This window comes from Sorangium sp. So ce117 (genome assembly GCF_051524395.1).
GTDB classification, from domain to species: Bacteria; Myxococcota_A; Polyangia; order Polyangiales; family Polyangiaceae; genus Sorangium; species Sorangium cellulosum_B.
In genome coordinates, this window is record NZ_CP150309.1 from 12,203,693 (window position 1) to 12,226,776 (window position 23,084).

The window sequence follows — 23,084 nt, forward strand, 5'->3', positions numbered from 1 at the left end:
CCGCGCCCTGTGCCCGTCCTCACCGCTCACGATCTCCACAAATCCTTCGGTCCGCAGACCATCCTCGACGGCGTCTCGGTCAACATCCGCACGGGCGAGCGCGTGGGCCTCGTCGGCGTCAACGGCTCCGGCAAGAGCACGCTCGCCCGCATCCTCGCCGGGGTCGAGCAGGCCGACAGCGGCACCATCGCGCGGCGCCGCGGCGCGGAGATCGGCGTCCTCTCGCAGGATCCGGTCTTCGAGCCGACCGACACCGCGCGCGACGTCGTGCTCGCCGGGCTCTCCGCCTGGCACGCCGCCAAGGCCCGCCACGACGAGGTGAGCCGGGCGCTCGCGGCCGGCTCGGGGGACGCCGAGGCGCTGCTCGCCGCGCAGGCCGAGGCCGGGGCCGACGTCGAGCGGCTCGGCGGGTGGGACATGATGCATCAGGTCGACTCCATCATCGGCCACGTCGGCGTCACCCGGCCCGACGCGCCCATGAGCGTGCTCAGCGGCGGCGACCGCAGGCGCGTCGCGCTCGCCCGTCTCCTCGTGTCGCGGCCCGCCCTCGCCGTGCTCGACGAGCCCAGCAACCACCTCGACGTCGAGACCGTCGAGTGGCTCGAGCGCTACCTCGTCGAGGAGCACCCCGGCGCCCTCCTCCTCATCACCCACGACCGCTACCTGCTCGACCGCGTCGCGGAGCGCACGCTCGAGATCGACAAGGGCAAGGTCTACAGCTACGACGGCGGTTACGAGGAGTACCTCGAGCAGAAGTCCGAGCGCCTCGCGCTCGAGGCGCGGACCGAGTCGAACCGGCAGAACTTCCTGCGCACCGAGCTCGAGTGGCTCCGGCGGCAGCCGAAGGCGCGCACGGGCAAGCAGAAGGCCCGCATCCAGCGCGCCGAGACGACCAAGAGCGCGCCGCCGCCCAAGGCGGAGCGGACCGCGCAGCTCTCGGTGGAGTCGGTGCGCACCGGCAAGACCATCCTCGAGCTGAAGAAGCTCGGCCTCTCGCTCGACGGCCAATGGCTCGTGCGCGGCCTCGACTTCACCCTGACCAAGGGCGAGCGCGTCGGCATCGTCGGCCGCAACGGCACGGGCAAGACCACGATGCTCCGCGCGATCCTCGGCCAGCTCGGCGCCGAGGGCGACAGCGCGGCCCCCGACGGGCCCCGCATGGAAGGCGAGGTCGTGCTCGGGAAGAACTCGAGCGTCGCCTACTTCGACCAGCACAGGAGCGGGCTCGACCTCGACAAATCGATCTTCGAGAACATCGCGGGCTCGCACACGCGCGTCGAGGTGGGCGGCAGGTCCATGGACGTGCGCAGCTACCTGGAGCGGTTCCTGTTCGATCCGAACAAGGCGCGGCAGCCGGTGGGCTCGCTCTCCGGCGGCGAGCGGGCGCGGGTCGCCCTGGCGAAGATGCTCACCCAGAGCGTCAACGTGATCATCCTCGACGAGCCCACGAACGATCTCGACGTGATGACCCTCGCCGCGCTCGAGGAGATGCTCATCGAGCTCGAGGGCTCGGCGCTCGTCGTGACCCACGACCGCTGGTTCCTGAACCGGGTGGCGACCTCGATCCTCGCGTTCGAGGGCGACGGCCGGGTCGTGCGGTACGCGGGCAACTACGACGCCTACCGCGAGCAACGCGCGAACGCCGCGCTCGAGACGGAGGCCGAGGCGCGGGCCGCGAAGGCCCAGGCGGCGGAGGCCCGGTCGGCGGCGGCGCCGGCGAAGGCCGCCGCGAAGGCAGGCGACAAGCCGAAGCTCACGTTCGCGGAGCGGACGGAGCTCGACGGCATCGTGGGGCGGATCGACGTGGCCGAGCAGAAGGTCGCCGAGCTCGAGGCCAAGCTCGCCGACCCGACGCTCTACGCGAACCGCGGCGCGGACGTGGCGGGGCTGCTCTCGGAGCTCGAGCGCGCCAAGCAGGACGCCGCGCGCCTGGTCAGCCGCTGGGAGGAGCTCGAGACGAAGCGCGAGGCCGCCGGCAAGGCGTGACCGGGCGCGACGGAGCGCGAGGCGGGCGGCAATCGGTCCAGGGGCGCAGGGGCGCAGGGGCGACCTGCCTCGCACGACGACCTTGTCGGCGCGGCGCCGCCCGGCGACCATGGCCGCATGATGACCGTGTTCGAGGTGCACCTCGCCGAGGGATCCGACGGCGCCGGCCTGCTCAGCGACGAGGTCCTGAGCGAGACAGGCGCGCAGGTGATGACGCTCCAGGAAGCGGCGCTGGTCGGCTTCCAGGGCGTCCAGGGGCTCGACGGCTCCGGCAACGTCCGGCTCATCGCCGTGCGCGCGCGCGACGCCGCCTGGATCCACCGCTGCCTGGAGACCCACGGGGCCGTCACCGCGTTCCGGGCTCACCAGGTCGACTGAGCCGCATCGCCCCCGCTGCTCGACCGACCCCCGCGCCGCCCTGGCGCGGCGTCCCCCCGCGCGCGCCTTGTCCGGAATGCCGTGGATGCCAGTCCGGCCGCCAGGCGCAGAGAACAATGAAGGCCCGACAAGCCCGCTGAAGCAGGCGAAGCTCGCCTCCACGAACATCGATGAGATCCGGTGTCCCTGACAACTCCCTCGGTTGTTGGCATCTTTCGTGGGAATTGAACAGGGAGACGGGGAGACGGGGAGATTCGTGAGATTTCACTCCCCGTCTCCCCGCCTCCCTGTGAATTTTTCCGAATAATTCGGGGGGATGCTCAGGTGTCCATCACCACGCATGGAACGCCTCGCGCGCCGCCTTCGCGCGTCCCTGGCCCGCATGAGGCGCGTTCTACTGTATCTCGTATCACTAGAAAGTTGGCGTGTGGTTGCACTGTCTACCGGCGATGGTAACAACACCGCATGTCTCACTCCTCTCTACGTAGTCATACGCTCCTGGCGTTGTTCGCGGTCTCCGCGTTCGCGCCGGGTTGCGGCTCGGATCGGCCGCAAGCGGGCGATACCAGGCCGCCGGGCTCCGAGCCCGGTCAGGGGACGCCCTTCGAGAACCCCGGCGGGATGTGGATGCCGGAGCAGATGCGGCAGCACAAGGACCAGCTCAAGGCGCTCGGGCTCGAGATCGATCCCGAGTCGCTCGCCGATCCCACGGCGTCCCCGCTCGGCGCGGTGGTGAGCCTGGGCGGCTGCTCGGCCTCGTTCGTCTCGCCCGATGGGCTCATCGCCACGAACCATCACTGTTCGACCAGGGCGCTCCAGTACAACTCCACCCCCGAGCAAGACCTCCTGACGAACGGCTACCTCGCGAAATCCCGCGCCGAGGAGCGATGGGCCGGCCACACCGCGCGCGTGCTCGTGACCCGCGCGTTCCGCGACGTCACCGCCGAGGTGCGGCGCGGCATCGAGGCGATCCAGGGCGATCTCGAGCGCTACGAGGAGATCGAGAAGCGCAAGAAGCAGCTCGTGACCGCGTGCGAGGAGGGGCGCCCCGAGATCCGCTGCTCCATCGCCGAGTATTTCGGCGGTGGCCAGGTCTCGTTGATCGAGCAGCTGGAGATCAAGGACGTTCGCATCGTCTATGTCCCGCAGGAGGCGATCGGCAACTTCGGCGGGGACATCGACAACTGGCGCTGGCCGCGCCACACAGGCGATTTCGCCTTCTTCAGGGCCTATGTCGGCAAGGACAACCGGCCGGCGGCCCACGCCGAGGACAACGTGCCTTACCGGCCGGCGCACCACCTGAAGCTCGCGTCGTCGCCGCTCCGCCAGGGCGACCTGGTGATGGTCGCCGGCTACCCCGGCACGACGAACCGGCTCCGGACTGCGGCAGAGGTCGAGTCCGCGGTCTCATGGCTGTACCCGAAGCGGGTGTCGTTCTACGAGGAGTCGATCGCCCTCCTGGAGGAGCTCGGCAAGAACGACCCGGCCCTGCGGATCAAGGCGGAGCCGACCATCCAGGGCTACGCCAACTACCTGCTCAAGACGCGCGGCCTGCTCGACGGGCTGGTCCAGGGTGGCCTGGCCAAGGAGAAGGCCAAGCAGGAGGGCGACCTCAAGGCCTGGATCGACGCCGACCCCGAGCGCAAGGCGGCCTACGGCGGCGCGATCGAGCAGATCGCCGCGCTGCACGCCGGACAGCGGGCGACGCGCGACCATGACGCGGCCGTGTCGGAGATCGTCTCGTCGGCGAGGCTCCTCGACGCCGCGGTCACCCTCGTGCGCATGGTGGAGGAGCGGCCGAAGGCCGACGCCGAGCGCGAGGCCGAGTACCAGCAGCGCAACTGGGAGCGCCTCGAGCAGGCGCAGGCGTCGCTGCAGAAGTCGTACGACCGCGCGATCGATCGGAGCACCTTCAAGCTGGCCACGCGGCGCGCGCTGCAGCTCGATCCGAAGGACAGGCCCGCGCTGCTCGAGGCCCTCGCGGGCGGGCAGGCGCAGACGGAGGCGGGCATCGCCGCGGCGATCGACGCGCTCTACGAGAAGACGGCGCTCGAGGACGCGGCGACCCGGATCCAGCTGCTCAAGACGGCGACGCTCGAGGAGCTCCGGGCGAGCCGGGATCCGATGATCCGCCTGGCGCTCGAGCTCGCGCCTGTCGACAAGGCCATCGAGGCGCGCGACAAGGCCTACGCCGGGGCGATGGCCCTCGTGAAGCCGCGCTTCGTCGAGGCGCTCCGCGCGCACCGGGGCGGCCTCCTGGCGCCCGACGCGAACGGCACGCTCCGCGTCACGTACGGCACCGTGCGGGGGTACCGCCCGGAGGCCGACAAGGCGGTGGTTCGCCCGTTCACCACCCTCAGCGAGGTCGTGAAGAAGAGCACCGGCGAGGCGCCGTTCAACACCCCGACGACCCTGCTCGAGGCCGCGCGCGAGGAGCGGTTTGGCCCGTACGTGGACAAGGACCTCGGCGAGGTGCCGGTCTGCTTCCTGAGCGATCTCGACATCACGAACGGCAACTCCGGCTCTGCCACGCTGAACGCGCGCGGCGAGCTCGTGGGCCTCGCCTTCGACGGCAACTACGAGGCGATGGCGTCCGACTGGCTGTTCATGCCGTCGATCACCCGGACCATCCACGTCGATCACCGCTACATGGAGTGGGTGATGGACGCGGTGTCGGGCGCGGACGCCGTGCTGAAGGAGATGGGCGGCAAGCCGGCCATCGACTGAGCGCGACGCAACCCTAAAAGCACGATCACAAGGACGCCGGCGCGGGTCACGCGCCGGCGTCGTCGGACGACACCCGCACCTCTCCCTCGGCCACCGTCCAGAGGATCGACGTGCAGCTCCGCCCGAACGCCCTGTCGTGCGTGACGAGGAGCAGCGCGCCCGGGTAATCGGCGAGGGCGCGCTCCAGCCGCTCGATCGAGGGCAGGTCGAGGTGGTTGGTCGGCTCGTCCAGCACGAGCGCCCACGCGTGTTGCCCGAGGCCCAGCGCGATCATCAGCTTGCGCGCCTCGCCGGGCGACGGCCGCGCCGACCCGAGCAGCGGCCCCGGCTCCACCCCGAGCGCGGCCACCAGCGACATCACCCGCCCGCGCTCCTCCGGAGGGAGGCGCCGCGCCCTCGTGAGGAGGGCCTGCTGCTCTGCCTCGCCGAGCTCCTGCGGCACATAAAGCACCTTGTCCGCCGGCACGCGCGCGCCCGCGAGCAGCGCGTTCACCAGCGTTGTCTTGCCAGCGCCGTTCGGGCCCGCGATCCGGATGCGGTCCTCGCGGCCGACCGCGAGCCGCACGTCCCGCAGCAGCATCCGCCCCTCGCTCTCGCCGCCGGCGTGGATCCGGGGCGCGTCGAGCACGAAGAGCCACGGCGCGGGCGATCGCTCGTAATCGACGAACACGCTGCGGCCCACCGCCTTCTCGAGCTCGAGCTCTCCGGCCTCGGCCGACACCTTCTCGAGCTTGCGCCGGGTCACGCCGACGTTGCGCGACAGCCGCGCTTCGGCCGAGGACACGCGGAAGTCCGCGAGCAGGCCCCGGGCGTCGCTGTCCCGCGGGCCCTTCATCCGCCGCTTCGTGCTCCGGTCCGCGTCGGCCGAGGCCTGCGCCCGCCGCTCGTCGCCGAGGCGGCGGCGGAGCTGCCGCTCCTCGGCGCGCAGCCGCTGGTGCGCCTCCTCGCGCCCGCGCGCCTCGGCCTCCCAGAGCGCTTTTGCCGCGCTGTACCCGCCGGGATAGAGCCTCGCCGCGGCCCGCTCGACCCGGATCGTGCCGGTGGTCAGCGCGTCGAGGAGCTCGCGATCGTGCGAGACGCACGCCCCGATCCCCTGGAACCCCGCGAGCGCGCCGGCGAGCAGCGCCCGCGCGTCCGCGTCGATGTGGTTCGTCGGCTCGTCGAGCAGGAGCAGGTCCGGCGCCGCGGCGAGCGCCGCGCCGATCTGCCACCGCTTGCGCTCGCCGGGCGACAGCGTGGCCCAGCGCCCGAGCTGCGCCGGATCCAGCAAGAGCTCGCCGCGCAACCTGCGCGCGGCGCCGTCCTCGGCGTCGGCCAGCGCATGGATGGCCGCGTCGGCGTGCTCCACGGCCTGCGGGCAAACCGCGACGGTCGCGCCCCGCGGATCGAGCCGCAAGCTCCCCGCCTCGGGCGCGAGCTCGCCGGCGAAGAGCCGGAGGAGCGTCGTCTTGCCGGCGCCGTTCGGCCCGACGAGCCCGTACCACCCCGGGGTCAGGCACAGATCGACGTCTGCGAGGATCGTGGACGCGTCGGAATAAGAGAAGGAGAGGCGCTGTGCGCGCAACAACGACATAGGAGCTCCTGAATCATGAGGGCCACATGGCCCGGTCACGGGACGGGCAGGCTGCCTCGCGCGGCCAGGGAGCACGGATGCCACCTGTCGCGCTCGCGACCTGCGACGGAGACCGATTCAGGAGCTGATCTTCACCGGAGCACTCTCCTCTTGCGTCAGCCGCGTTCTCTAACAGACGGCCAAGGCCCACGCAACCGCGGCTCCGTGGTCGTGGTCGTGGTCGTGGTCGTGGTCGTAGTCGTGGTCGTCATGCCCTCTCGGCGCGCTCACGCGGCCAGGAAGCCGCCGTCGACCGGAATCGCGCCGCCGGTCACATAGCCCGCGCCCTCGGAGCACAGCCACAGCGCGGCGCCGGCGATCTCGTCCTCGGTGGCCATCCGCGCCATCGGATGCTGCGCCACCAGCGCCTGGACCAGCTCGGGCGCGAACGCCTCGGCCTGTTGCATGGCGGGCGTGCGGGTGACGCCGGCGCAGAGGGCGTTCACGCGGACACCGAGCGGCGCCACCTCGATCGCCACCGAGCGCGTCATCCCGAGGACCGCGTGCTTGGACGCGACGTAGGCGTGGTGCGCCGGCTTCCCGGCGACGCCGTAGATGGAGCTCATGTTGACGATGGCGCCCCCGCCCGACGCCAGCATGGCTGGGATCTCGTGCCGCATGGCCAGCCAGATCCCGCGGGCGTTGGTCGCCATGACGTCGTCCCACACCGCCTGATCGGCCTGCTCGAGGCGGGCCATGTCGCCCCCGACGCCCGCGCAGTTCGCCGCGAAATCGAGCCGCTCGAAGCGCCTCATCGTCTCTTCCACGGCGCGCCTCATCGAGGCGTCGTCCCGCACGTCGGTCTGGACGAACAGCGCCGGCGCGCCCTCTCGCTCGAGCGCGGCGCAGGCCCGCTGTCCCGCGTCGCCGTCGCGCGCGGCGATGGCGACGCGCGCCCCTCCTCGCGCGAACGCGCGCGCGGTCGCGAGGCCGATGCCCGAGGTGCCCCCGGTGACGAGGGCGACCCGTCCGGCGAAGTCGTAGGTGATCATGAAGCTCCCTTTCTGGTGGAATCACGCAGTGCTCGCGCCAAGGCCGCGCTGGATGAACTGGACCGCCTGCTGGGCGAGGCGACGGCGGCGCTTCGGGCCGAGCTGCTTTCGCAGCGCGTCGGAGGCCAGCACGTCGTGGAGCTCGGCCCCGAGCTCCTGCAGCACCGCCTCGGTCAGCCCGGGGCCGATGACGGCGGCGACCAGCCGGGTCGCCACCTCGAGGCTCGTGTCGGTGGAACGGACGGCGCCGCTCGCGATGCCCTCCTCGAGCAGGGCCCGGAGCTCCGCGGCGCCGGCCTCGCAGATGGCCTTGTGGAGGCCGCGGACCTCGACCGTCGCGCTCGGGTCGGCGGCCGCGGCCGACAGGCGGGCGAGGCGCGGGTGCTCCACGAGGAACGCCATGCCGCGCTCGATGTGGACCTCCAGGCGAGCCCAGAAGTCGCCCTCCAGACACGCGGCGCCGAGGAACGCGCGCTTCTGTCGCGGCACCTCCTCGGTCAGGAGCCACCGGTAGAGATCGAGCTTGTCCTCGAAGTACTGATAGAAGCTCCCCTTGGGGATGCGCGCGCGGCGCGCGATCTGCGAGAGCGAGGCCTCGGCGTACGGGCGATCCGCGAACTCGGCGATCGCCTCGCGCACGAGGCGGTCCCGCCGCTCCTCGGGCAACCCAAAGAACGTGCTCTTCGGCATGCGACCGGTCAGTCATATGACCGATCGGTCGCATCGTCAAGGCGGGGCGGGCGCGCGCCCCCGGCCCCTGTTCAGTGGTTCAGCACTGAGCATGCCCTGAGCACGACGAAGGAGATCCCTGAGCGCAGCCCGGGAGTGCCCAGAGCGTGACCCCCATCCCAAACGGGCCTCGTCCCAAACGCGCCTTCGGCGTGGGTCGGCGCACCTCCGGAGGAGGTGCGGTTCCAGGGAGAGGCCCCCTCTTTCGAGGTCACGAGATCGAGCCGAGCGTGACATCGAGCGACCCGCGTCATGGCCGGCGATGCTAGGAACCGTGACAGCGCTCCGCTCGAGCGAGGCGTTCATCTTGCATAGCGGGCCAGCGCACTCTCGTGCGGCCGTGCATTCCTGCAATGCACGTCACATCGATGGCGAAAACCTTCGCCGTCAGCATTCCAGGCCGACGCCGCGGGCGTTCGCGCCGGCGCACGCCTGCAGCGTTCTCGTCTCCGCGGCTCGCTCCATCCGGAGCGCAGCGCGGGCGGCTCCGGGTCACGCGCCATGCCTTCACGGATGAAACGCGAGTCGACTGCATCTTGCATCGCTGCACAGCCGCTCGCGATAGACGACGTCGATCACCCAGAGATCATTGCGCTCATCTATCGCAACGCATCTCTATCAGAGGACCATCGAGGTGTCGCTCGGGGGCGGTAGATGTTCTCGGCGCCTGCTGGAGCGGCAGGGCCGCAGACGCTGAAATGTATTTTTATTCACGCGGCATCTCGTGGCGGCTCGGCCATCGTATTGAAGTGTTGGAAGATTCGTTGTCCGCGGTGTTTCGATCACGACGAGGTCGTCGTGTGAAGTCCGCAAATAAGAATACAGTTGCGCATTCGTCCGCATGGTATAGGATGCTGTCATCAGATGGAGGAGCACCCACGAACCATCGGACCCCTGCAGCCATGAAGAGAGCCTAGCGGCTCTCTCGCTTGCTCTGGTCTCATGATGCACCGGGAGATGCCCTGGAAGCAGTTCAGGCGCTCGTGAGTCGCATGCTCGCATCCTGGCGAGCGCAGCGATGACCGAGGAGTGCAGCCGTGTCGTGCGGAGGCCGAGCGTTGGCTCGGACCGCGCGGCGGCTGTTCAGCGCCCTGCTCGCGGGAGAAGCGCCCAGGTGACCACGCGCTGGAGCATCGCGGAAACGCGGCTTGCGGGTTCCGTTTCGTCCTCCTTTCAGCGCTAGGGGCCAGCTGCCTCAGGGCAGCACCGAATCGACGCCGTCGCGTCGCCCAGCGCGTCATCTGAGGCAGCACCCCACTCCAGGCTTATCGACGTGTGCCGCCATGGCGTTGCGGCTGCGTCCTGCCTTCGCCACAGGAAGAGCGCAATGACTCGACTTAATCTGTTCGCCCCCGAGGTCCGAGAGAACCCGTACCCCTTCTACGCGGCGCTGCGCCGCGAGTCGCCCGTGTGCCAGGTGGACCCCAACGGGATGTGGGTGGTCACCCGGTATGATGACATCGTGGCGGCGTTCAAGAACACGCAGGTGTTCTCGTCCGCGGGGCTGCGCGTCGCGGCCGAGCCCCCCCACCTCCAGCGTCATAACCCCTTGTCCGACTCTCTGATCCTGGCCGATCCGCCACGACACAGCCAATTACGCAACCTGATCGGCCGCGCCTTCACCGCGAGCACGGTCGGCTCGCTGGAGCCGCAGATGCGCGCTAAGGCGGCGCAGCTCGTCGACGAGATGGCGCAGCGCCGCACCGTCGAATTTATGGCTGATTTTGCACATCGAGCGCAGCTGAATGTCCTCGTCCGGCTGCTCGGGTTCGAGCCCGCTCTTCAGGACAGTTTTCAGCGCTGGACCACGGACATTCTCAGCATCGCCGCCATCCCGCCGGACGACCAGGCGCGGCTTGGAGAGGTGCGAAGCACCATCGATGAGATGGAGCGATACATGAAAGACCTGCTGGCGAGCCGCCGCCGCCAGCCGGGCGACGATCTGGTGAGCGATCTGCTCCGATCTCGCGTGAACGACAGCGTGCTCACGGACGAAGATTTGATGGGATTTCTGTTCCTTCTCTTCGTGGCGGGGCTCGAGACGGCGGTGACGCTGATGACCCACATGGCATTGATCCTCGCACGGCTACCGGCCTGGATGGATCGATTGCGGGCGGAGCCTGCGCATGTACCACATTTTATTGAGGAATTATTGCGTTTCGAGCCTCCCGTGCACGCCACGATGCGCCTTACCCTCACCGAGACGGAGCTGGCTGGCGTGAGGCTGCCGGCCCATGCGGTAGTGGCGTTGCTCGTGGGATCGGGGCTGCGCGACGAGGCAAAGTTCCACGACCCCGACCGCTTCCATCCGGAGCGGCGCGTGCAAGCCAACCTGGCCTTCGGCCACGGTGCCCACTTCTGCATCGGCGCCTTGCTCGCCCGAGCGCAGGCCCGGGTGGTGCTGGAGGAGCTTCTTCCCCGCTGCCACCGCCTCCAGCTCCGCGCCGAGCGGCTCGCTTGGAACGTCTCCCTCAACACCCGCTGCCCGCTGGCGCTGCCGATCGAGGTGACTCCCGCATGATGAATTCACCGCACGTTCACGGCCCATCCTTCGGAACATTCGCGAACTCCGCATCGCGTCGCAGCGAGCACCTACGCCAGGACGCGGTCGGCGCTGCGTCCGGGCTCGGTGAGCGCGTTCCAGGCCCAGGCCGCGCGGTGTCCCAGCACGGTGAAATTCACACGCCAACACCTTTTCGCAATAATCCCGGGGCGCCGCGACGCGCGCTCGGTGTCACGAGAAGAAGGGTCACGGTTTGCGATGGATTCCATGATGTCGCCAGATCGAAAGAGCATCGTCGTAAGTAAGCACGAGGCAGATCACTTCCAGTATCCGTTCGCTGCGTCTTGTCATCCCGAGGTTGAGGTCGCCGGACGTCGCACGTTACAGTGGGTTCGCCGGCTGCGGCTGGCGCCGGGTGAGCGTGCGCTCTCCCGCATCAAGGCAGCCAACGTCGCACATCTGGCGGCGTGGGTTTTCCCCTCGGCGAGCGCACAGACCCTTCAGATCGCGTCTGATTTCACAGCCGTTCTGTTTCTGCTGGACGACGCTTACGACGAGGGCAAGCTCAGCGCGGATCCTCAGGGTGTCGCGAAGCTCAACGAGAGATACCTGGGCGAGCTCTTCGGGTATGTCGAAGCGGACATGGGCGATCCGGTGACCCGCGGGCTGCTCGACATCCGTGACAGAATCAGGGACGGAAATCCTCACTTCTTCCTGAACCGCTGGTTATCGCACTTTCAGTATTACTTCGAGGCCAACCTCTGGGAGGCGAACAACCGGATGCGCCAGCGGGTCCCCGGTCTCGAAGAGTACATCATGATGAGACGCTACAGCGGAGCGGTCTATCCTTATTGTGACTTGCTCGAGCTGTTGCTCGAGCATCCTCTGCCGCTGGAGCTCGTTCAGCATCCGCTGCTTCAGAGGGTGCGTGAGATATGCAACGATATCCTCTGCTGGACCAATGATTACTTTTCGCTCGAGAAGGAGCTGAGATCGAGGGAGGTTCACAACCTGCTCGTCGTCCTCCGGGACAGCGAGCGACTCACGCTGGCAGAAGCCGTCGCACGACTCAGGCGCATGCACGACGACCGGATTGCCGATTATCAGCAGGTCAAGGAGAAGGTGCTCTCAGCCTGGCCAACCAGCGGGATCCGCGAGTACCTCGACGCGATCGAGGCCATGATCGCCGGCCATCAGTGCTGGGCGCTCGCGGCGCTCCGCTACTCCGAGCTGGGGGACGACGTCGCCTACGCCGGGTGATGAGGGCGCGCGCTGCGGAACCCGCGCGCCACGGGACGAGCGACGGGCCGGGGGGGGCGCCAGCACCAACGTTCAGCTATGACTGGGAGATGGGACGTTCAGGCGTGCAACCGGGCGGCCGTGCGCCTCATGGCATAAGCGATGCCCGCCTTGAGATTGGACCGCGTTTCCAGGGAGCCGAGATCCACGCCGAGGTCGACCAGGCTTTGCGCCACTGCAGGCCGGAGACCGGTCAGGATCGCCTTACTCCCGAGCAGGCCCACCGCCTGGGCCAGGCTCATCAGCCTGCTCGCCACGCTCGTGTCGACGCTCTTGACCCCCGTGACGTCGACGATCACGACCTTCGCAGAGCTGGCGGCCACGCCGTGCATGGCTGTCTCGATCATCTGCGCGGCCCGCTTGTCGTCGATGCTCCCGATGATCGGCATCACCATGATCTCATCGGTGATCGGGATGAACGGCGTCGACAGCTCGAACAGGCGATCTCGTTGGGTCTGGATGATCGCTTCCTGCATCTGGACGCGCTCCTCCTGCAGGCGCTCGCGCTCGGCCAGCTCCACCTGCAGCCGGTCGTTGACGGCGCTCAGCTGCTCATTGGATACCCGGAGCTCCTCGGTGCGCGCGGCGACCTCCTTCTCTAGCACCTCGTACAGCGTCGCGTTCTCGATGGAGATCGCGATCTGCGACGAGAGGATCCCCAGGAGCTCGAGCCGATCTCTTGTGAAGACGCCAGTCGACAGGTTGTTCTCGAGATAGAGCACGCCGACCAACCTACCCTGGCGCAGGATGGGCGCGCACATCACCGATTTCGGCTGCTTCTCTCGGATATATGGGTCGGCCGAGAACCTGGCTTCGCCCGCTGCGTTGTCCAGCAGAACGCTCTTCAGCGTGCGCTGTACGTAGCTCAGGACCGACAGCGGGGCTCTGCTGAACGAATCCATGGGAGCGCGCTTCAGCACGTGGGCTTGCTTCGGCGCGACGCTTCCTTCCGCCTCGACGAAGAGCGAGTCGCCGCGCATGAGGGCCAGCACGCCGGATTGCGCGCCGACGTTCTCGAGGACGATCGTCATGAGATGCTCCAGCAGCCTCTCCAAGACGATCTCGCTCGCCAGCGCCTGCGACGCCTTGACGACGGTGAGCAGGTCGAGGACCGCTCCGTCGTGACTGGACGTCACCGTCACGGACGCCGACTGCTCGGGCTTCCCCTCGAAGATGAGATGAGGAAACTTGGAAACAAGGCTCTGGCACTTCGCGTCGGCGCCCCAGAGCGCGTAACCCCTGTAGGCCATGGTCATGTAGTGCTGAGCGATCTCGTGCCGACCGATCTGCCGGTAGAACGATGACGCCAGCTCGCATGCCATCGCCTCGTGCTGCATGTAGCCGTGCTTCCGGGCGCCCTCGATCGCCCGGTCGTAGAGGTCCATCGCCTCGACCACCGCGCACTTCACGCGCGCTAGCTCTGCGCTCACGAGATCGTACCTGTGCCGGTTGTTCTCCGGGGCGGAGCGCGCCCAAGCCTCAAGCGCCCGCTGACCTGCGCCGATCTTAGCAAGCGCGGCGTCTCGCTCGCTATCCGCCATGCGATCGAGGTCGGCGAGGAGCGCGAGCGAGCAGAAAAAATTGTGCTCGACGACGATGGCCATGCCCCCGACCGCATCCTGGAATTCCTCGGCGGCGCGCAGGTAAGAACAGGCTTGCTTCGCGTAGCCAAAGTAATACAGCTGCATGCCCTTCGCCAGGTACAGTGAGAACATGGAGGTCCTGCTCTGTCCCAGGCACGGGATCATCGTGGTCTCGTCGAAGCTGCTCCCGACGAGCATCTGCTTGTCCTCGGATGGGTCGCGCAGGCTCCTCACGAGCTGCTTCCAGATGCTACACAGGTACAGCGTGTACTGATTGTTCAGCTTCAGCGACAGGAGGACGGAGTGCTGCATCCGCAGCTCGGTCGTAGCGAGCTCCTCTCCCACGAGCAACGAGTGCAACGAATGATGAATCGAGGCGTGCAACGCATACTCGACCTCACCGGTGTCCAGGCCAACCTGCACGGCGTGAAGCATCGGCCCGAGCGTCTCTCGCAGGTGCCGCTTCCAGTGGTAGATGAGGACATGCACGGTGGCATGGACCCTGGATTCCAGCTCGACCGCGTGGAATTGGCGGGTGAGGTCGATCGCCAGCTCACCGAGCGCGAAGGCGTCGTCGGTTCTGTTCATCAAGCACTGAACAACGCCGTAGACCAGGTAAGCGAACGCGGCGAGCGGCGAGTTGCCGTGCCGCGTGTTGATGTCGATCATCGTGAATGCGATCACCGGTAGCAACGCCGGTTTGGCGAGGTACACGGCCGGGATGACAGATGACATGATACGAATCGCCGCTTGCATCCGCTCGTCTGTCATCGAGGGAAGCTGCGCCAGCTGAGCTGCGTCCTGGCTTGGAGGCGGTACTTCGCGCAATGGAACCTCGAGCATGGCGAGCACGCTCATCGCCAGCTCGATGGCATCGTTCATCCGGTTCTGTGAGATGCAGAACTGGATGCGCATCTCATAGACCCGGATTTTCTCCAGGACGTCCCGCGCATGGTCGATGACGATCTGCGCGCACGCTTCCGCGCGATCGAAGTTGACCGCCAGGCACTCGAGCTCGACAAGGTCGGTGTATACCGCGAGCGACAGCTCGTGGTCTGTGTTCCAGCAGTCGTCGGGCAGGAACGCCGCTGCGGCGCGGAGGCATTGCACCCCGGGACCATAGGCGGTCGAGCGCCTGGCCTTCTGGCCGGCCCTCAGGTTGAGCTTCACCGCCTCGTGGCGCTCGTGCCTGTCCACGATCATGTCGGCGCCCATGTTGAGGTGCATCACGACGTCGTAAATCCGTCCGTCGAGCGTCTCGGGCGAGGTCTCCGCGCGCAGGATGCGCCCGATCTCCAGGTGGATCCTCTGCTGCTCACCCTCCGTGAGCAGTTTGTAGGCAGCCTGCTGCACGCGGTCGTGGAGGAACTTGAACGTGACGGAGCTCTGGTCCTCGTCCTCGAGGAAACGTGCGATCTTGTAATCTCCGTCCACAGGCATGACGAGCCCCGCGTCCAGCGCGTCCCAGAGGTCCTGGTCGGTGGCGCGCAGGTCCTTCTGATGGATGAGCGAGAGGAGCCTCAGGTCGAACTCATTGCCGATGCATGCGGCGAACTTCAGGACCCGCTGTGTCGACTCGTCCAGACCCTCTATCCGACGGATCATCAGATCGACGACGTTGTCCGCGACATTCATGCTTTCGATGTCGGCGATGCTCCACTGCCAGGCGCCCGTCTCGGAGCTGAAGCGCAGGTGACCCTCGCGACAGAGGCTCTCCAGATACTGGATCGTGAAGAATGGATTTCCGTCGGTCTTGGCGAAGATGACGTCCGACAGTGGACGACATTCGTCTCGAGATAAGCCGAGCGTATCGGAGATGAGATCGTTCACGTGCTCGTGCGCCAGCGGCGTCAGCGTGATCGTGCGCACGCGGGCCTCGCCCTTCCGGAGCGCGCCCAGCATCATCGTCAGCGGGTGCGCGTCGTCGACCTCGTTGTCGCGGTACGACCCGATCAGCAAGAGATGGCGGATGTCCGGATCCTCCAGCAGCACGCTGAGGAGGTTCAGGGACCCCGTGTCGGCCCACTGGAGATCATCGAGGAACAGCACGAGCGCCCGCGTCTTCAGCGCGATCGCGCCGATGAAGTTCCGGAACGTCAGGTTGAAGCGGTTCCGCGTCTCCATCGAGCCCAGCGCCGGGACGGGCGGCTGCTCGCCGATGATGAGCTCGATCTCCGGGATCACCTCGGCGATGACCCGCCCGTTCGGAGAGACGGCCGCGAGGATCCTGGCCCTCCAGTCGGCAAGCTCATTCCTGCTCTCGGTAAGGATCTGCCGGACGATCTCCCGCAGCGCCGCGAGCACGGCCGCGTACGGGACGTTGCGCGTGAACTGGTCGAACTTGCCGGCGGCGAAGTAGCCCGCCTCCTTCGCGATCGGCTTGTGGATCTCGTTGACGACCGCCGACTTGCCCACGCCGGAGTAGCCGGCCACGAGGACGAGCTCCGAACGGCCAGCCTCCGCCGCCTCCGGACCAGACCCGCTGATGTCCCTGAAGGCCGCCATCAACGCGCCGACCTCGCCCTGCCGGCCATACAGCTTCTGCGAGATCTGGAGCCGCGTGGGCTTGTCCCGCCTCCCCGGCACGAAGTCCTCCGCCGGCGCTCCGTGCTCCAGCATGTCGAGGCAGGCCTTCAGATCGGCCTTCAGGCCGAAGGTGCTCTGATACCGCTCCTCCGCCGTCTTCGAGAGCAGCTTCATGATCACACGGGAGAGCGCCTCCGGGATCGCCGGCCGGATCAGGTGCGGCGCGACAGGCGTCTTCGCGATGTGATGGTGCACGAGCTCCAGCGGATCCGTCGTCTCGAACGGGAGGCGCCGCGTCGTGAGCTCGTAGAGCGTGACCCCGAGGGAGTAATAGTCCGAGCGGAAGTCGATCGACCGGTTCATCCGGCCCGTCTGCTCGGGCGAGATGTACTGCAGCGTGCCCTCGCCGACCGACCAGGGGTCGACCACCGCCGCGCGCTCGCCAGGCAGGAGCGAGGCGATGGAGAAGTCCGTGAGCTTCGACGTGCGCACGTCGCTGTCGACGATGATGTTGCTCGGCTTGATGTCCTTGTGGACGATGTTCCGCTCATGGATCGCCCCGAGCGTGTCCGCGAGCTGGAGCGCTATCCTCACCGCCTGCGCGAGCCCGACGCCCTGCCCGTTGCCGTCGATGATCGCCCGCAGCGAGCGACCGGCGAAGTACTCCATGACGAGCGCGGCGTAATCGAGCCGGACCTCGAGCTCGTGGACCCGCACGACCCCATCGAGGTCGAGGTGCCTCGTGATCTCGTACTGGCGCTTCAGGATCGCCACGTTGCGGGTGCCATTGACGCCCTTCCGCGCGACCTTGATGACGCACATCTTGCCCGTGCTCTTCTTCCGGCCGAGATAGACGCTGCTGCGAGCACCATCGTGCAGCGTCTCGAGCAACTCGTGATTCAACAGCTCCACCATGACGGCGACCCCCCTGGAGTGACAGGGCTATTTACCCAGCGCGGCGTTCAGTCGGTATCTCGGTCCGTGTCAAGCTGCAGTCCCCCGCTTCACGGCAGCTCCTCGGGACGCCGAGCTCAAGGACGGCGACAGGCGACCGCGCGATCCGCCGAGGTAGCGAACGTGCTCGGCGAGGCGCATCGCCCTACGCAATCGAAACGGACGGGTTGTGTCAAGGTCGAACCGCCGCGGCGCCGCGCGCGGATCGAGCGCTCCCGGCTGGCTCCGCCGCCGAGACGCCGCGCGTCAGGCGAGCGACGCGCGACTCCATCCGACGCTCGGGCCGACGCTTGGGCCGGCGCTCGGGAGCGAATGCGACAACAGTGTCGCCTCGCCGCCCGAACACACGGCGCTCCGTGGCGCAGAGGGCCGTCGGATGTGCATCACGCGATGACGCCTTCACGAGGAGAGGAGCCACGATGCATGGGGCACACGCCCGTGCCGGGAACGGCCAAGGTGCGCCAGATGGAGAGGGATCTCCTTAGGGAAGTGCCTGAGGCGCGCAACGCCTTCCCTCATCGATGAGACATCGAAATGAGCAACGATCGGCCTCTGGCAGAGAAGTAAGGAGACGCCTGACCGACTGACCATTGCCATGTCGTCCCGACAACACGCGTCGCCCGGCAGGCGACAACGTGGGTCGGGTGGGTCGGTCGACGCGGGCGGGGCTCGCTGTCGAGGCCCCACCCGGCGGCGCTCCCGAGCGCGCCGTGGCGTCGGTCTGCCGGTCGGGAGCAGGCCATGGAGCCCGCCCGTTGTGGGATAGGTGGGTGTCGCGTGGGCCGATGTGGGGAGCGCCGCCCCGCCGGCGCTACTTCCCGGCGGCCGCCTCGGAGCCGGGCCGCCGCGGCTCCCGCGCGCCGGCGAACGCGGCGCCCTCGCGGCCGATCGACGGCGCGTCGGCGATGTGCTCGCGGTCGTCGAGGGTGTGGCCCATTGCGCCGAGCGCGCTCCTCAGCTCGTCGGGGAAGCCGCCCTGCTCGACGAACAGCTTGTCGGGGTAGTCCTGGTGGTGGAAGCGCGGCGCGTTCACGCCCGTGGTCACGTCGAAGCCGAAGTCGACGACGTTCGAGAGGATCTGGAACACCGCAGTGAGGATCGTCGGGCCGCCCGCGGCGCCGAGCACGAGCTCCACGCGCCCGTCCTTCGCGGTCACGATCGTCGGCGACATCGACGAGAGCATGCGCTTGCCGGGCGCGATGGAGTTGGCCTCCCCCTGCACAAGACCGAACTGGTTCGGGGTGCCGGGCACGGCGGCGAAGTCATCCATCTCGTTGTTCAGCACGAATCCGGCGCCGGTCACCGTCACCCCCGAGCCGTACCAGCCGTTCAGCGTCGTGGTCAGCGCGACGGCGTTGCCCTGCGCGTCGACCACCGAGAAATGCGTCGTGTGCGGGCCGCGCCCGCCCGAGTCCTTGACCGCCGCGCCGCGGGCGAGCTCCTCGGTCGGCGTCGCGCGGTCCGCCGCAATCGTGGCGCGCTGCTGCTCGGCCCACGCCACCGAGAGCAGCTCCTCCACCGGGTTCTTCACGAAATCGGGATCCCCGAGGACCTCGTTGCGCGCGAGGAACACCCGCCGCATCGCCTCGGCGACCACGTGCACGTGCGACGGCGAGTGCCAGCCGAGCTTGGCGACGTCGAGCCCCTCCAGCTGGTGCGCGATCATCGCGAGGGCGAGGCCGCCCGACGACGGGAGCGGCATCGATGCGACGCGGCGCCCGCGGTACTCGAAGACGACGGGCTCGCGCCACTTCGCCTTGTAGCCCTTGAGGTCCGCGGCCGAGATGATGCCCTTGCCCCGCCGCATCTCGGCCACGAAGAGCTCGGCGGTCTTGCCCTCGTAAAAGCCCGCGGGCCCCTTCTCCGCGATGCGCTCGAGCGTCGCCGCGAGCTCGGGCGATTTCCACGTCACGCCGATCTCGATGGGCGCGCCGCCCGGCAGGAACAGCGCGACCGACGCCGGGAAGCGCTTGAGCTTGCCCGACGCGGCCTTGACCGTCGTCGCGAAGTTCTCGTCGACCGAGAAGCCCTCCTTCGCGAGCCGGATCGCGGGCGCGACGAGCTCGGCCCAGGTCTTCTTCTTGGAGCCGAGCTTGTCGTACGCTTCCCAGAGCCCCGCCACGCTGCCGGGCACGCCGACCGCGAGGTGGCCGACCCGCGAGCTCTCCGTGGCCTTGCCGTCCTTGCCCCGGTACATGTCGTGGGTCGCCTTGCCAGGCGCCGTCTCGCGGAAGTCGAGCGCGTGCTCCTTGTCGCCGACGCGCGCGACCATGAACCCGCCGCCGCCGAGGTTACCGGCCGTCGGGTGCACGACGGCCAGCGCGAACGCCGTCGCGACCGCCGCGTCGACGGCGTTGCCGCCCGAGGCGAGGACCTCCGCGCCCACCTTCGTGGCGAGGGCGGCGTCGCTCGTGACCATCGAGGGGCCCCGCACCGGCGGCGCGCCCTCGGGGTAAGGCCACCCGGCGGGGAACCGCGACGCCGGCGTGGCCGGCGCGGCCGGCGCGGGCGCAGGCGCCGAGGCGGGGGCGGCGTTCGGCGACGGGGGCGGGGGCGGCGCGGGCGGAGGGGGCGGGACGGCGGCCTCGCAGCCCGCGAGGAGGACGACGGCGAGCAATCGATGCCAGGCACGGAGCTTCATCGCGGCCGCTTATAGCCCAGGCCCCACGCCGCTCGAAGGCCAGAGGCGCGGCCGCGCGAGCGCGGCCGGAGGGTTCTCCACGGTGATCCGTCACAGCTGTTCGGGCTTCTGCTGATCAGCTGTACCGCTCTCTGGCAAACGGGAGAGCGACGCGCCGTACAGGGCGCGTGGAGCATGGGCTCGTACCGAGGCGCCCGGGGACGCCTCCCGGCGCCGCGAAGTGATCGGTCTTGGTCGTTGGCTTGGGGGCTTCGCCCCGCTTGGGTATGATCGGCCCCGGATGTTTCCGACGGAGCCCGCTCCCGAGACGATTGGGGCCTACAAGATTCTCCGGCACCTGTCCGGTTCTGGGCCTACCAGCGTCTATCTCGGGCGACTGGATGGCCCGCTCGGGTTTCGCCGCGTCTGCGTGCTGAAGCTCGTCCCGAATACCGCCGAGGGGGATCCGCGCTTCGCCGACGAGCTCGCCCGCGAGGCGTCGATCTGCGCGACGATGAACCACCCGGCGATCGTGCGGATGTTCGACTTCTTCGAGCACGCCGGCCGGCTCGTCCTGGTGCTCGAGCACGTCGAGGGCGTGAACCTCAATCGGCTGCACCAGCACCTCGCGGCGCGGCAGCAGAAGCTCGCCGACGCGGCGGTCTACTACCTGGTCCACTGCATCGCCGGGGCGCTCGCGCACGCGCACGGGTCCGTCGACGAGCACGGCAGCCCCACGCCCATCGTCCATCGCAACCTCCACCCGGAGAACATCGTGATCGGGTGGGACGGGCAGGTGCGCCTGACGGGGTTCGGCATCGGCAAGATCCTCGGGCGCACGCCGGATACGATCGCGGGCGTGGTGAAGGGCGCGCCGGGCTACATGGCGCCCGAGCAGGCGCGCGCCGAGCGCGTCACGGTGAAGGCCGATATCTACGGCGTGGGGCTCCTGCTCTGGTCGTTGCTCACGGGGCGGCGGCCGCCCGCGGACGGCACGCGACCGCAGGCGATCGCCACGATCCGGCCGGAGATCCCGCGCCCGATCGTGACGCTGCTCGACACGGCCCTCGCGCCCGCGCCGGACGATCGGAAGATCACCGTCCACGAGATCGAGCAGGCGCTCGCGAAGGTCGCTCGCCCGGAGAAGGGGAAGGCCGAGCTCGTGACGCGCGTGCAATCGGCGCACGCGACGATCGAGATCGAGGACGCGGATCGCGAGGAGGACCGGCGGCCGACGATCCCGGTCAAGGGCAAGGGAGGTCAGACCGCGAGGCCCGCGGCGGACGCGGCGAAGCGGCTCGCGAAGGATCTCTTTGCCAGGGATCAGGCGGCCAGGGACGGCGGCGCCGCGAGGCTGCGGACCCCCGGCGCGCAGGCGAAGACCGCGCCTCCCTCGGCCGGGGCGTCCGAGGCGCTGATCGGGTCGGCTCGGCAGGACGGCAAGGCGTCGATCGGCGGGCCCGAGCCGATCACGATCCCGGTGCCGGCGTCCGAGGCGAGGGGCGACGGCGCGAAGGGCGTCGAGGGACGAAGGCCCGCGCTGCCGGATCGCGAGACGTTCGGCCGCCTGTTCGAGGCGTCGAAGCGCGCGGCGGAGCGCGACGCGGCGGCGGCCGACGAGGGGCCGCCGGAGGGCGGGCCGCCGACGTTGACCGAGGTCGATCCGATATTCGAGGAGGACGGCACGACGATGCCCGGCACGGGCGCGGAGACGGCCCGCTTCGTGCCGACCCCCTCGGTGATCCCGGAGGCGATCCGCTTCGGTCCGCCGCCGGCCCTCCCGGCGGATCTCGCGCCCGCGTTCCTGGGGGCGCCGCCCAAGCCGCCTTCCGGCTCGCCGGTGACCCCCTCCGGCGTGACCGTGCCGATGGGCGCGTCGGGCCTGACGCCGCCCGGGGTGACGGTGCCGGTGGACGGCTCATCGGGCCTGACGCCGCCCGGGGGCGTGCCGTACCCGAGGCCGAGCGCGGCGGGCCGCGGCGGCTCTCCGGGGGAGTCGTCGCCCCCGGCGGGCGTGTCGTCGCGGCGCCCGCGGCTGCCATGGCAAGCGCCGCGTTCGCTGTCGCCCGTCGGGACGATCGCGGTGTCGGCGATCACGGCGACGGTGGTGGCGGGGCTCTGGATCTACGTGGCGCGGCGGGATCGGCCCGAGCCGGCCGTCGCGGTGGAGATGGCGCCCGCGATCGTCGAGCCCGTCGCCGCGGCGGCGTCCGCGGCGAGCGAGTCGCCCCCCGTGAAGAAGGCTCCGGCCGGGAAGGCGCAGGCGGCGAAGACGCTTTCAGCAAAGGAGGCCGCGGCGGCGAAGGAAGCCGCGGCGAAGGAGGCCGCGGCGGCGAAGGAAGCCGCGGCGAAGGAGGCCGCGGCGGTGAAGGAGGCCGCGGCGGCGAAGGAGGCCGCGGCGAAGGAAGCCGCGGCGGCGAAGGAGGCCGCGGCGAAGGAGGCCGCCGCGGCGAAGGAAGCCGCGAGCCAGGCGCGGCAGGGGGGCAATCCTGCGTCGCTGCCCAAGGATCAGGGCCTGCTCACGGTGGGGTTTCCGCAGCCGGGGGGCGTCTACATGACCGGCAAGTACGCGGGGGATGTGAACCAGGCGCTGGCCGTGCGCTGCGGCCGCTTCTTCGTGCGCGTCGGCCGGGCCGGGAAGACGAAGTTCCCCGAGTGGCTCAGCGCGGGTGTGACAGCGCAGGTGCCGTGCCAGGGGGCCACGAGCATCGATATCAAGCCGAGCGCGCCACCGAAGGCGAAGAAGAAGCGGTAGCCCGCTCAGGCGGCGTCGATCGTCCTGAGCAGGGCGTCGAGCTCGAACGGCTTGCTGAGCACCTCGCGCGCGTGCGCCGGCATCGGCTGCTTGATGTTCGACGCCGCGGTCATGATGACGACGGGGATCTCCTCCAGCGCGGGGACCGCGCAGAGCTCGTCGCACACCTTCCAGCCGTTCATCTTCGGCATCATCAGGTCGAGCAGGATCACTCCGGGCCGCTCGCCGTCGAGGAGCCGCTCGAGCGCCTCTCGCCCGCTGAAGAAAGGCGTCGCCTCATAACCGAGGTCGCGCAGCGTCTCGGCCAGGGTCGTCGCCAGATCCACGTCGTCATCGATGATCAGGACAGACTTGCTCATGTAGTGAAGAGGGTTCGCTGGTGAATGTTGGCCGACGTCGAGGCCGCTCGGCGCGGAGATG

The 23,084-nt window shown here is 69.1% G+C and carries 12 protein-coding genes; 6 read left to right on the forward strand and 6 right to left on the reverse strand.

Annotated elements, in window-relative coordinates; genetic code table 11:
- Positions 1-9 precede the first annotated feature (9 nt).
- From WMF46_RS45790 to WMF46_RS45800, 3 genes are all read left to right on the forward strand, one after another.
- The gene (locus tag WMF46_RS45790) at positions 10-1,986 is read left to right on the forward strand and encodes an ABC-F family ATP-binding cassette domain-containing protein (RefSeq protein WP_437983002.1); all 1,977 of its coding nucleotides are present in this window, start codon (positions 10-12) and stop codon (positions 1,984-1,986) included.
- Positions 1,987-2,103: 117 nt separating this feature from the next.
- Complete coding sequence (locus WMF46_RS45795) at positions 2,104-2,364, forward strand: hypothetical protein (RefSeq protein WP_437983003.1); 261 nt, start codon at positions 2,104-2,106, stop codon at positions 2,362-2,364.
- 465 nt (positions 2,365-2,829) lie between these two features.
- Positions 2,830-5,091, forward strand: coding sequence for a S46 family peptidase (locus WMF46_RS45800; RefSeq protein ID WP_437983004.1), 2,262 nt, complete (start codon positions 2,830-2,832; stop codon positions 5,089-5,091).
- Between the two features lie 46 nt (positions 5,092-5,137).
- Here WMF46_RS45800 and WMF46_RS45805 read toward each other — a convergent pair whose 3' ends face one another.
- The 3 genes from WMF46_RS45805 to WMF46_RS45815 all read right to left on the reverse strand — a co-directional run bounded on the left by WMF46_RS45805 (position 5,138) and on the right by WMF46_RS45815 (position 8,385).
- On the reverse strand, positions 5,138-6,664 hold the full coding sequence (locus WMF46_RS45805) for an ATP-binding cassette domain-containing protein (RefSeq protein WP_437983005.1): 1,527 nt from the start codon (positions 6,662-6,664) through the stop codon (positions 5,138-5,140).
- Between the two features lie 266 nt (positions 6,665-6,930).
- Positions 6,931-7,695 carry an SDR family NAD(P)-dependent oxidoreductase gene (locus tag WMF46_RS45810; RefSeq protein WP_437983006.1) on the reverse strand — a complete coding sequence of 255 codons (765 nt, stop codon included), beginning with the start codon at positions 7,693-7,695 and terminating at the stop codon, positions 6,931-6,933.
- Between the two features lie 21 nt (positions 7,696-7,716).
- A complete protein-coding gene (locus WMF46_RS45815; RefSeq protein ID WP_437983007.1) occupies positions 7,717-8,385 on the reverse strand; it encodes a TetR/AcrR family transcriptional regulator in 669 nt (222 codons plus the stop codon).
- Positions 8,386-9,751: 1,366 nt separating this feature from the next.
- On the opposite strand from WMF46_RS45815, the gene WMF46_RS45820 reads away from it, so the two are divergent.
- Together WMF46_RS45820 and WMF46_RS45825 are read left to right on the forward strand one after the other, a co-directional pair.
- Positions 9,752-10,945: a cytochrome P450 gene (locus WMF46_RS45820; RefSeq protein ID WP_437983008.1), complete on the forward strand. Its 1,194-nt coding sequence runs from the start codon at positions 9,752-9,754 to the stop codon at positions 10,943-10,945.
- 240 nt (positions 10,946-11,185) lie between these two features.
- The gene (locus WMF46_RS45825) at positions 11,186-12,187 is read left to right on the forward strand and encodes a terpene synthase family protein (RefSeq protein ID WP_437983009.1); all 1,002 of its coding nucleotides are present in this window, start codon (positions 11,186-11,188) and stop codon (positions 12,185-12,187) included.
- 98 nt (positions 12,188-12,285) lie between these two features.
- On the opposite strand, the gene WMF46_RS45830 is transcribed toward WMF46_RS45825, so the two are convergent.
- The gene (locus WMF46_RS45830; protein ID WP_437983010.1) at positions 12,286-17,250 is read right to left on the reverse strand and encodes an AAA family ATPase; all 4,965 of its coding nucleotides are present in this window, start codon (positions 17,248-17,250) and stop codon (positions 12,286-12,288) included.
- Positions 17,251-18,100: 850 nt separating this feature from the next.
- Positions 18,101-19,930, reverse strand: a complete 1,830-nt coding sequence (ggt, locus tag WMF46_RS45835) for a gamma-glutamyltransferase (protein ID WP_437983011.1) — start codon at positions 19,928-19,930, stop codon at positions 18,101-18,103.
- 280 nt (positions 19,931-20,210) lie between these two features.
- Here ggt and WMF46_RS45840 point away from each other — a divergent pair, with 280 nt between their 5' ends.
- Positions 20,211-22,664, forward strand: a complete 2,454-nt coding sequence (locus WMF46_RS45840; RefSeq protein WP_437983012.1) for a protein kinase domain-containing protein — start codon at positions 20,211-20,213, stop codon at positions 22,662-22,664.
- A gap of 5 nt (positions 22,665-22,669) precedes the next feature.
- Here the strand turns inward: WMF46_RS45840 and WMF46_RS45845 are convergent, their stop codons facing one another.
- Positions 22,670-23,023, reverse strand: coding sequence for a response regulator (locus WMF46_RS45845; protein ID WP_437983013.1), 354 nt, complete (start codon positions 23,021-23,023; stop codon positions 22,670-22,672).
- Between the last annotated feature and the right edge of the window lie 61 nt (positions 23,024-23,084).

Excerpts from the sequence above, each read along its gene's own strand:
- WMF46_RS45795 (WP_437983003.1), top strand. The coding sequence starts at position 2,104 with ATGATGACCGTGTTCGAGGTGCACCTCGCCGAGGGATCCGACGGCGCC.
- WMF46_RS45800 (WP_437983004.1), top strand. The coding sequence starts at position 2,830 with ATGTCTCACTCCTCTCTACGTAGTCATACGCTCCTGGCGTTGTTCGCG.
- WMF46_RS45805 (WP_437983005.1), bottom strand. The coding sequence starts at position 6,664 with ATGTCGTTGTTGCGCGCACAGCGCCTCTCCTTCTCTTATTCCGACGCG.
- WMF46_RS45810 (WP_437983006.1), bottom strand. The coding sequence starts at position 7,695 with ATGATCACCTACGACTTCGCCGGACGGGTCGCCCTCGTCACCGGGGGC.
- WMF46_RS45815 (WP_437983007.1), bottom strand. The coding sequence starts at position 8,385 with ATGCCGAAGAGCACGTTCTTTGGGTTGCCCGAGGAGCGGCGGGACCGC.
- WMF46_RS45820 (WP_437983008.1), top strand. The coding sequence starts at position 9,752 with ATGACTCGACTTAATCTGTTCGCCCCCGAGGTCCGAGAGAACCCGTAC.
- WMF46_RS45825 (WP_437983009.1), top strand. The coding sequence starts at position 11,186 with ATGGATTCCATGATGTCGCCAGATCGAAAGAGCATCGTCGTAAGTAAG.
- WMF46_RS45830 (WP_437983010.1), bottom strand. The coding sequence starts at position 17,250 with ATGGTGGAGCTGTTGAATCACGAGTTGCTCGAGACGCTGCACGATGGT.
- ggt (WP_437983011.1), bottom strand. The coding sequence starts at position 19,930 with ATGAAGCTCCGTGCCTGGCATCGATTGCTCGCCGTCGTCCTCCTCGCG.
- WMF46_RS45840 (WP_437983012.1), top strand. The coding sequence starts at position 20,211 with ATGTTTCCGACGGAGCCCGCTCCCGAGACGATTGGGGCCTACAAGATT.
- WMF46_RS45845 (WP_437983013.1), bottom strand. The coding sequence starts at position 23,023 with ATGAGCAAGTCTGTCCTGATCATCGATGACGACGTGGATCTGGCGACG.